The following is a 5,574-nucleotide window of genomic DNA, read 5'->3' on the forward strand; positions in this document are numbered from 1 at the left end:
ATCTTTCATATCTTGTGATTTGATTCCTGCAACTTTACTAAGTTCAGTATCCATTTCTAATGCTTTTAGTCCTTGTTTTGACCGTTCCGCATTTGTCAATGCAACAACTTCTTTTTCAAATGCACTGATTTCAGAATTTACGTCTTCACTAGGAGCCGCTTCTTCTTTAGTTGTTTCTTCTTTTGCCGGTTCTTCTGTTGTAGTTGTTTCAGGTGTTTCTACTGCCGGAGTTTCTTCTTTTACCGGTGCTTTTACTTCTTCTTTCACTGGCGCTTTTACTTCTTCTTTCACTGGTGCTTTTGCTTCTTCTTTCACTGGTGCCTTAACTTCTTCTTTCACTGGTGCCTTAACCTCTTCTTTCACTGGTGCTTTTGCAGATGGTTCTTCTGCTTTTACTGTTTGTTCTTGTGCTTTTACTTTTTTCATTACTTTAGTGAGTGTTTCTTCTGGTGATACGTTGAATTGATGTACAAGAACTTTAAACTGTTTCGGTGAAAATGTTTTAGTTGTGTTTGCAAAATATTGTTCAATCAACTTTTGCATTTCTTCATTAGTTGCATTCTGGATGCAGATTGACTTGTATTCTTTGTTTACACTAGCAGCCTCAGTTGTTTGAGCCCCAGTTCCTGTAAAGATTAGAGCAGCTGCTGCTGCAACAGTAATGATTACTTTTTTCATTTAATAATTCCTCCTTGTTTCTAGTAGCCTTGCCTCTGAAACTATCATAGCACGGCTTTTTCTGTAACATTTGGACCAAGAATTCCCTAGACTACAAGAAAAAAAAACATCCGATTCTTTCCCCATAAAAAGAAGAGAGAAATCCGCTGTTTATCAAGATTTCATGAAAATATAGAATTTTTAACTAGAAGTCATTCTGATTGTCAATGGAAGTTGCCACCTATAGAAGAAACAAACAACCAGTATTCTAGTCTTGACACCTCTTAAACTCGCTTTCTCATGTAACAGATTTTACGAGTTTATTACAACTATTAAATACATTTATCGTTCAATTATTATATGAAAGACAATAAAAAAACACTTCGCAAGTTCTGCAAAGTGTCATGATTTAGTTGTTAATGATGTTCCGTGCTGTCTCCATCACTCGAATCATCGTGTTCTTTCATATTTTTCATTTGACTACTACTTCCATCTTCTGGATCACTTGGCTGACCGACAATGAATTCTTTTTTCGGCATACTGTGCATTCCTCGTGCAGTTACATGAGCATATACATAATAGGTGCCCTCTTGATCAAACAATTTTTCTACTTCATAGATACCGTCTTTGCTGTGCTTGGCGACTGTCATTTCATGATGTTCATCTTTTGACCGCCATATTTCAAATTTCACTTCATCCGCGTCAGTAACCTCTTCATCACCTTGACTTACCAAGGCTTGAAAAGTAATGGATTCATTTACCTCACTTTTATCAGGAGTTAGTGAAAGTTCAACTTCTAACAGCTTTGGAATTTCCTCTTCATGGGTATTTTCTTTTCCACAGCCTCCCATAATGGCAATTACTGCTAGTAGAATAAATAAAACTCGTTTCATCATTATTCCTCTTTTCTGCTCTATTAGCTTACAGTTGGAAAAGACAGCCTTACGGTTGTACCTTTTCCTTCTTCACTTTCGATTGTAACTGTTCCTTTTTGAAGAACAACCATTTGCTTTACAATGGCTAAGCCTAAGCCTGTTCCACCGTCAAACCGGCTTCGTGCCTTATTTACTCGATAAAAACGGTCCATAACGTGCGGGATATCTTCTTTAGGAATCCCAATTCCTGAATCCGTAATCTTCAGGATTACCTGTTCACTCTCATTTGTTAACTGGACATCGATTACACCGCCAGCAGGGGAATAATTCATCGCATTGTCCAATACATTATAAAGGATTTGCTTTAGTTGGCTTTCATCCGCAATAATGATTGGATCTGGATCAAGGGTTAAGCTGAGGGTAAGTCCCTTTTCTTCCATCTTCAAAGAGTACTGCTCAAAGAAATCCTCTAAAAATTGTGCTAAGGCAATGGGAACCTGATTAACAAGATTTTCATTATTCATTTTTGCTAAATCCATTAAGTTTGTAACAAGTTTTTCTAAACGATTGCTTTCAGACAAAATAAGCGTAAGGTATTTATGTTGATCTTCACCTTTCACTACATCATCAAGAATGGCTTGCGTATAACCCGTCACATAGCTCAAGGGTGTTCTTAACTCGTGTGAAACGTTCTCAATGAATTCCCTTTTCTTTGCCTCTTCTAGATAAATTGAATTGGCCATTTCATTAAAAGCTGCAGCGAGGTTTCCTATTTCATCTCTGCTGTTTACTTTCACTTTAATGGAATAATCACCATCAGATACTTTTTTGGCAGCTTCCTCTATTTCTTTTATCGGCTTATACAACCGTTTCAGCCACTTTGTACTAAGAAAAATGGCAGCGATGACAAAGATAAGAGCCGTTGCCAGCCATTTAGACGCAAACTCTTGTAAAACTTCTTTTATAGAATCGACTGTAACATATGTATAAATAATTCCTTCAAGTCTTCCTTCATCGACAAGCGGCGTAACCGCAGCCACTATTTTACGATTAAAACGTTCTTCATATTCCTCTTTTTCAATCACTTCTCCATTAATTAATTGCTGTCTTTCTTCTTCAGAGATCAAAGAATCATAATCTATTTCGAAGGGCAGACAGGCACTTAACTCTCGAGGGTTGCTGACAATAAAGATTTCACTGTCTATTTTCGTATTCAACCATTCTATCTGCTCTCTATATTCTTCAGAAATTTCTCCGCCTTGATACTCTGCAGCAAGCTTAGCAGCAACCTCCACCATATTCGTCTTTAGCTTTTCCACATATAAGTGCTTATAATAATAGTGTGACAGGGAGTACGCAAATACGATGGAGAAAACAATAGTCAGCAGGATTGTGATCCACAGTTTAAATGATAGAGAAAAGAAATTATGCTTCATATTCTTCCTCAATCTTATAACCAATTCCCCAAACAGTTTGAATATAATCTGCACTTTTTAACTTCATCCGCAGTGTCTTAATATGCGTGTCAACCGTTCTCAAAGAACCTTCATAACTCACGCCCCAAACATGAGCAAGCAGCTGTTCTCGGCTCAACGCTTGTTTTTTATTTGTGATGAGGTAGATCAGCAATTCGTATTCCTTTAATGTCAGATTAACAGCATTTCCTCCAATCGCTGCTGTTCTCGATTTTAAATTCATCTTAATCTTTCCTAAAGAAATGGTTTCATTTTCTCTTTGTTGTTTTTTCCCACTGCGGCGCAGGACTGCTTCAACCCTTGCCACAAGCTCCCCCGGATGAAAGGGTTTTACAACGTAGTCATCAGCACCTAGTTTAAGTCCCTTTACTTTGTCCCATTCTGCCCCCTTAGCACTGACAAATATAACAGGAAGATCCCATTTTTGATGGATTTTTTCACATACAATGAATCCATTGTCACCAGGCATCATAATATCTAAGAGAATCAGATCGACCTCCTGTTTTTCCAATAAGGAAATGGCCTCTTTACCTTCAGGTGCTTGAAGACAGTGATAGCCTGAATTAAGTAAATACATTTCCATCAAGTTCCGCATATTTTCTTCATCGTCAACGATCAAAACGGTACATTTCTTCATTTCCTCTACTCCCTAATCATCAATTGAAATGGACCCTTACCAGTCTTTACAGTGGAGAGCACCTTTCCTGATGTAGAATTGACTACATACAGTTCATTGCTATCATAGCCTGCCACTAATAAATCGCCATTAAATAGCTCCATTTCAAAGGGATTTGCTCCAATAACGGAACTTGCTGTCTGCTCGTAGCTGTGATTGAATGTATAAATCATGCTGCTGCCATGACTGGCTATAAAAATACCATCCTCATTTTCTATAAACTTAATAGGCATGGTAGGTGCTTTCAATGTTTTTATCAGTTTTCCCGTTTGCGTGGAATAGATATGAATTCTTTCTTCCACCTTACTGCCGCTTCCGTGGCCGCCTATCCATATTTCAGATTCTTTTTCTCTCAATAAGCCTCCTGTTGACGAAGATGGAATTTCAATTTCCTTCTCGACCTTCATGCTGGACGTGTTAAGTACCGACAATTTGGCATCGCCAAAATTAATAACATACAGCTTTTCACCACTTTTATCTGTAATTAGCGATTGGGGCTGCTTGCCAACCTTCACTTTTTTTTCAATCTCACCAGTCGATGCTAAAAAATAGACCTCGTTGGATTCTTGATTGACAGCTGCCAGTTCACCTGTCTGTAACTGAGTCATGCTCACAATCCCGCGTCCCACATTCCAGCTCTCCAGCTTCTTTCCTAGACTCAGGGAATAAACACTGATTTTCTCCATGTCCTTCCCATAGATGAGCATCGTATCTCCGTCATCTACTAACAGTCCGCCTAGAAATGGATCTGATAGATCCCATTCTGCAAACTTCTGATACTGCTTATCTATAAAACTAATGGTTGTATCTTTTAAGTTAAGTGTTGCTGCAAATGATTGATTGGCAGGGATCTTTGAATAGGACTCTTCACTGCAGCCTGTTACAAAAAATAGCAGCAGCACAATGAATGCTTGTTTCATCTTGTAACCCCTCTGTTCTATACTAACCAGCATTGTATACTCTTTCTGTGAAAATTGTGTGAATTTAATAAAATAAATTACAGGATTACCCTATGTTAACTGTTCCATTTGTGAAAGATAGACCTTGGTTAACGCACGTATTTTATCGTTGGATTGGTCTGATTCTGACAGTCTTTTCATACTATAATAAAATTTTTCGTATACTGATTTTCGTACACGTGGATGGGCATTTTCATCAAGAAGCTCTCTGCGAACCAATTCCGAAAGGATCCCTTCTTTGTCCTGCTGCTGTTCAAATTGGACACTTCGGTTATTCCATATGCTTAAATAAGCCTGTAGGAGCTCTTCAGATGTATCATTTGTAATCATTGTATTCCCTGCTTTCTTTTACATAAATTGGTGAAAAAGAGACATCCTATTCCTAAAAGGAAAGGAGTGAATTACATGTCCCAAGTATATCGATGCCCTAACTGTAAAACGAATAAAACGCGCTTTAACCTCATTCAACAAATGCCTACTTCAGTCAAAATGGATCCAAATACAGGTGACATTGTCGAGGAATATACCAATGAGACACTTGATGCCTTTCATCTTCCTTATCAAGGTCCAGAAGTCCGAGTCCAATGTGCCGCTTGCGGCTTAATTGAAGACGAGAAAACATTCGCTGCGTTCGGTGACATGAACACCAACTGACCGTTTTTAGTATAAAGCTTATTTATGAAGAAAGGTAGACAAAAAAACAACACCATTCCACTTCGGGAAAGGTGTTGTTTTTCAACTTCGACTACTTGTCTTCATTAAGAGCCTTTTTCGCGGTGTCTATCGCGATGGGGATTGCTTTGCCTTCGTCATTCCCATCATCAAGCAACGCATTAGCAATTTCAATTGCCTTCATTCTGACATCTTCGTCTAAATTTTTCATTGCGGGTGGATAATCATTTTTTGACCAGGGCAAATCATTACCTCCTTAT

Annotated in this window: 8 protein-coding genes; 1 reads left to right on the forward strand and 7 read right to left on the reverse strand. The window is 38.2% G+C overall.

Going from position 1 to position 5,574, the window contains the following annotated elements; genetic code table 11:
• From AC52RT_RS05020 to yoyC, 6 genes are all read right to left on the reverse strand, one after another.
• Positions 1 to 678 (reverse strand): CAP domain-containing protein (locus AC52RT_RS05020; protein WP_495539735.1); only part of this gene is annotated, 678 nt, incomplete at its 3' end.
• 395 nt (positions 679 to 1,073) lie between these two features.
• Complete coding sequence (locus AC52RT_RS05025; RefSeq protein WP_495539736.1) at positions 1,074 to 1,550, reverse strand: FixH family protein; 477 nt, start codon at positions 1,548 to 1,550, stop codon at positions 1,074 to 1,076.
• 23 nt (positions 1,551 to 1,573) lie between these two features.
• On the reverse strand, positions 1,574 to 2,968 hold the full coding sequence (locus AC52RT_RS05030) for a sensor histidine kinase (RefSeq protein ID WP_495539737.1): 1,395 nt from the start codon (positions 2,966 to 2,968) through the stop codon (positions 1,574 to 1,576).
• The gene (locus tag AC52RT_RS05035) at positions 2,958 to 3,644 is read right to left on the reverse strand and encodes a response regulator transcription factor (protein WP_495539738.1); all 687 of its coding nucleotides are present in this window, start codon (positions 3,642 to 3,644) and stop codon (positions 2,958 to 2,960) included. The genes AC52RT_RS05030 and AC52RT_RS05035 overlap by 11 nt, the downstream gene beginning before the upstream one ends.
• Before the next feature lie 5 nt (positions 3,645 to 3,649).
• Positions 3,650 to 4,603 carry a YncE family protein gene (locus tag AC52RT_RS05040; RefSeq protein WP_495539739.1) on the reverse strand — a complete coding sequence of 318 codons (954 nt, stop codon included), beginning with the start codon at positions 4,601 to 4,603 and terminating at the stop codon, positions 3,650 to 3,652.
• A gap of 90 nt (positions 4,604 to 4,693) precedes the next feature.
• The gene (gene yoyC, locus AC52RT_RS05045) at positions 4,694 to 4,972 is read right to left on the reverse strand and encodes a protein YoyC (protein ID WP_495539740.1); all 279 of its coding nucleotides are present in this window, start codon (positions 4,970 to 4,972) and stop codon (positions 4,694 to 4,696) included.
• A gap of 75 nt (positions 4,973 to 5,047) precedes the next feature.
• On the opposite strand from yoyC, the gene AC52RT_RS05050 reads away from it, so the two are divergent.
• Complete coding sequence (locus AC52RT_RS05050) at positions 5,048 to 5,296, forward strand: DNA alkylation repair protein (protein ID WP_495539741.1); 249 nt, start codon at positions 5,048 to 5,050, stop codon at positions 5,294 to 5,296.
• Between the two features lie 91 nt (positions 5,297 to 5,387).
• Here the strand turns inward: AC52RT_RS05050 and AC52RT_RS05055 are convergent, their stop codons facing one another.
• The gene (locus AC52RT_RS05055; RefSeq protein ID WP_495539742.1) at positions 5,388 to 5,558 is read right to left on the reverse strand and encodes a DUF2188 domain-containing protein; all 171 of its coding nucleotides are present in this window, start codon (positions 5,556 to 5,558) and stop codon (positions 5,388 to 5,390) included.
• Between the last annotated feature and the right edge of the window lie 16 nt (positions 5,559 to 5,574).

Source organism: Peribacillus sp. (assembly GCF_059453735.1).

Excerpts from the sequence above, each read along its gene's own strand:
- yoyC (WP_495539740.1), bottom strand. The coding sequence starts at position 4,972 with ATGATTACAAATGATACATCTGAAGAGCTCCTACAGGCTTATTTAAGC.
- AC52RT_RS05035 (WP_495539738.1), bottom strand. The coding sequence starts at position 3,644 with ATGAAGAAATGTACCGTTTTGATCGTTGACGATGAAGAAAATATGCGG.
- AC52RT_RS05050 (WP_495539741.1), top strand. The coding sequence starts at position 5,048 with ATGTCCCAAGTATATCGATGCCCTAACTGTAAAACGAATAAAACGCGC.
- AC52RT_RS05025 (WP_495539736.1), bottom strand. The coding sequence starts at position 1,550 with ATGAAACGAGTTTTATTTATTCTACTAGCAGTAATTGCCATTATGGGA.
- AC52RT_RS05040 (WP_495539739.1), bottom strand. The coding sequence starts at position 4,603 with ATGAAACAAGCATTCATTGTGCTGCTGCTATTTTTTGTAACAGGCTGC.
- AC52RT_RS05030 (WP_495539737.1), bottom strand. The coding sequence starts at position 2,968 with ATGAAGCATAATTTCTTTTCTCTATCATTTAAACTGTGGATCACAATC.